4 protein-coding genes are annotated in these 3,678 nt (G+C 71.7%); all 4 read left to right on the top strand.

What is annotated here, in order from left to right; all coding sequences use genetic code 11:
- Positions 1–288 precede the first annotated feature (288 nt).
- Complete coding sequence (locus tag AB8Z36_RS33705; protein ID WP_369217189.1) at positions 289–1,110, top strand: ABC transporter permease; 822 nt, start codon at positions 289–291, stop codon at positions 1,108–1,110.
- Entirely contained in the window at positions 1,103–1,951 is an 849-nt protein-coding gene (locus AB8Z36_RS33700) for an ABC transporter permease (RefSeq protein ID WP_369217188.1), read from the top strand. Before AB8Z36_RS33705 ends, AB8Z36_RS33700 begins: the two co-directional genes overlap by 8 nt.
- A 6-nt stretch (positions 1,952–1,957) precedes the next feature.
- The gene (locus AB8Z36_RS33695; protein WP_369217187.1) at positions 1,958–2,926 is read left to right on the top strand and encodes an ABC transporter ATP-binding protein; all 969 of its coding nucleotides are present in this window, start codon (positions 1,958–1,960) and stop codon (positions 2,924–2,926) included.
- Positions 2,927–2,936: 10 nt separating this feature from the next.
- The coding region (locus AB8Z36_RS33690) for a DUF1707 SHOCT-like domain-containing protein (protein ID WP_369217186.1) at positions 2,937–3,678 on the top strand (742 nt) is incomplete at its 3' end.

Genomic DNA, 3,678 nt, shown 5'->3' with positions numbered 1-3,678 from the left:
GACCCGGCCCCCGACGCCTCGCCCGACGCCTTGTCCTCGGGCTCCCTGGGCGCCCAGCCCTGGTGCCCGTCGGGGCCCTGCCGCTGCGGCTCGTCGCTCATGTCTTGCGGAACTCCCGGTTAGCGTCGTACGTCCAGTACGCCTCGTACAGCCCATTGCACACTGTCGCCACACCCCCTGGTGACCAAGGCACGCGCCCCCCGCCGAAAATGCCTGGCACGAGTGGCTCCTCTCACACTACGATCCTGCGCTTTGGCCCATGTCCGGGCGTGGCTCACGGTGGAAGGGATGCACGTGCGTACAGGACGGTTCCGTTTGTACGCGGCCGTCGCGCGATCGGCACTCCGCAGGTACGCCACGTACCGCATCGCGACCGCGGCGGGAGTCTTCACCAACACGGTCTTCGGGCTGATCCTGGCGTACACCTATCTCGCGCTCTGGGACGAGCGGCCGGGACTCGGCGGGTACGACCAGGCGCAGGCCGTCACCTACGTCTGGCTGGGGCAGGCGCTGCTGACGGTGATGGCGCTGATGGGCGGCGGCTTCGAGGTGGAGCTGATCGAGCGCATCCGCACCGGGGACATCGCCGTCGACCTGTACCGCCCCGCCGACCTCCAGGCCTGGTGGCTGGCGACCGACGCGGGCCGGGCCCTGTTCCAGCTCCTCGGGCGCGGTGTGGCGCCGATGGCGGTCGGCGCCCTGGTCTTCGATCTGGCGCTGCCCACCGACCCGCTGCGCTGGCTGGCGTTCGCGGTGGCCGTCGTGCTCGGCGTCCTGGTCAGCTTCGCGATCCGGTTCCTGGTGGCGCTCTCGGCGTTCTGGCTGATGGACGGGGCGGGTGTGACGCAGGCGGCGATGCTGGCGGGCACCTTCTTCTCGGGGATGCTGCTGCCGCTGAACGTCTTCCCCGGGGTGCTCGGCGAGATCGCCCGCGCCCTGCCCTGGTCGGCGCTGCTCCAGCTCCCGGCCGACGTCTTCCTCGGCACGAGCAGCGGCACGGAGCTGTTCGGCACGTACGCCTTCCAGCTCGGCTGGGCGGCGGCGCTGCTCGCGGCGGGGCGGCTGCTCCAGGCGGTCGCGACGCGCCGGGTGGTGGTCCAGGGTGGCTGAGACACGGACGTCCGAACCCGCCGCGGGGCCGGGGCGGCTGCGCGAGGGGCTGCGGGCCTACCGCCTGATCTCCGCGATGTGGATCCGCTCCCTGATGGCCTACCGCGTCTCCTTCGCGATGACCGCGCTCGGCAACTTCGCGGTGACCGCCTTCGACTTCGCGGCGATCCTGCTGATGTTCTCCCAGGTGGACCGGCTCGGCGGCTACTCGCTCGCCGAGATCGCCTTCCTCTACGGCATCTCCTGCACCGCCTTCGGCGTCGCGGACCTCGTCATGGGGTCGATGGACCGGCTTGGCCGGCGGGTGCGCGACGGCACGCTGGACACCCTCCTCGTACGGCCCGCCCCGGTGCTCGCGCAGGTCGCGGCGGACCGCTTCGGGCTGCACAGGATCGGGCGCGTGACGCAGGGCGCGCTCGTCCTTTGCTACGCGCTCGTGGCCGTGGACGTCGGCTGGACGCCGCTGAAGGTGGTGATGGTCCCGATGATGCTGCTCTGCGGCGCCGGGATCTTCGTGGCGGTGTTCATGGCGGGCGGGGCGTTCCAGTTCCTCGCGCAGGACGCCGCCGAGGTGCAGAACGCCTTCACGTACGGGGGCACGACGCTGCTCCAGTACCCGCCCACCGTCTTCGCCAAGGACCTGGTGCGCGGCGTCACCTTCGTCCTGCCGCTGGCCTTCGTGAACTGGCTGCCCGCGCTGTACGTCCTCGGGCGGCCGTACCCGCTCGACCTGCCGCGCTGGGCGGCCTTCACGCCGCCGCTGGTGGCCGCGGCCTGTCTGGGGCTCGCGGGACTCGCGTGGCGGGCGGGCCTTCGTTCGTACCGCAGCACAGGGAGCTGAACCGCAGTGGCAGAGAACCTGATCGAGCTGGACGGCGTCGAGAAGGTCTTCGACGTACGCAAGAAGACCGGCTTCCTGCGGCACGAACGGCGGCAGGTACGGGCGGTCGACGGGATCTCCTTCACCGTGCCGCGCGGCGGGATGGTCGGCTACATCGGGCCGAACGGCGCGGGGAAGTCGACGACGATCAAGATGCTGACCGGCATCCTGACGCCCAGCGGCGGCCGTCTGCGGGTCGCGGGCATCGACCCCTCCCGCGAGCGGACCCGCCTCGCCCGCCGCATCGGGGTCGTCTTCGGCCAGCGCACCACGCTCTGGTGGGACCTGCCGCTGATCGACTCCTACCGCCTGATGCACCGCATGTACCGCATCCCCGACGCCCGCTTCCGCCAGAACCTCGACCGGTGCGTGGAACTCCTCGAACTGGGCGCCCTCCTCGACGTGCCCGTGCGCCAGCTCTCCCTCGGACAGCGGATGCGCGGCGACATCGCGGCGGCGCTCCTGCACGACCCCGAGGTGCTCTACCTGGACGAGCCGACGATCGGCCTCGACGTCATCAGCAAGGCGAAGGTGCGCGGGTTCCTGCGGGACCTGAACGCCGAGTCCGGCACGACGGTGCTGCTCACCACGCACGACCTCACCGACATCGAGCAGCTCTGCCGCCGCGTCATGGTCATCGACCACGGGCGGCTGATGTACGACGGGGCGCTGGCCGGGCTGCACGAGGTGGGCGAGAGCGAGCGCACCCTCGTGGTGGACCTGGAGCGCGAACTCCCGCCGATCGACGCCGGACCGTCCGCCCGGGTGGTGAAGGTGGAGGGCCCGCGGCAGTGGGTCGCCTTCCCCGCGGCGGAGTCGGCGGCCCCGCTCGTGGCCCGGATCGCGGCGGACTATCCGCTGGCCGACCTCTCGGTCAGGGAGCCGGACATCGAAGCGGTCATCGCCAAGATGTACGCGGAGAAGGCGACCTCGTAGGCTGCATCACATGAGTGACGCCGCATCATCCGGGGGCACGCCCCACGAGCCCGCTGGGCCCCGACTGCCCGATCTGCGGGCCTCCGACGCCGACCGCGAGCGGGTGGCCGAGCAGCTCAGGGACGCGATGGCCGAGGGCCGTCTGGACATGACGGAGTTCGAGGAGCGCCTCGACGCCACGTACAAGGCACGGACGTACGGCGAGCTGGAGCCCCTCACCCGTGACCTGCCCTCGCACGGGGCCGGGGTGGACATGGTGAAGCGGCCGGACGGCGACGACCCGGCCGCGCTGGACTGGTCGCGGCGGATGGTGGACGGCGGCCCCACGTCGAACGGCGGCTTCGCGTTCTGGAGCGGGTTCAGCCGCAAGGGCGGCTGGACGGTCGGGCGGCAGTTCACCGCGTTCGCGATGTGGGGCGGCGGCGAGATCGACCTGCGCGAGGCCTACTTCGCCGACCGTGACGTGGAGATCCGCTGCTTCACCATCATGGGCGGCCTCCAGGTCACCGTGCCGCCCGAACTGAACGTCACCGTCAAGGGCTTCGGCATCATGGGCGGCTTCGACGACCAGGCCACCGGGATCGGCACCCCGGGCTCGCCGCGCGTGGTCGTCAAGGGCTTCGCGCTGATGGGCGGGGTCGGCGTCGAGCGGAAGCTGCGCAGGGCCGAGAAGCTCCGCCTCAAGGAGGAGCGCCGCCTGGAGCGCCTTGAGCGCCGCGAGGAGCGCCGGGGGCGGGAGAGCCGAGGGGAGC

It is taken from the genome of Streptomyces flavofungini (assembly GCF_041028215.1).
Taxonomy (GTDB): domain Bacteria; phylum Actinomycetota; class Actinomycetes; order Streptomycetales; family Streptomycetaceae; genus Streptomyces; species Streptomyces flavofungini_B.
The sequence above is the reverse complement of the archived record's forward strand: the minus strand, read 5'-3'. Positions and strand labels throughout refer to the sequence as shown.

Excerpts from the sequence above, each read along its gene's own strand:
- AB8Z36_RS33705 (WP_369217189.1), top strand. The coding sequence starts at position 289 with ATGCACGTGCGTACAGGACGGTTCCGTTTGTACGCGGCCGTCGCGCGA.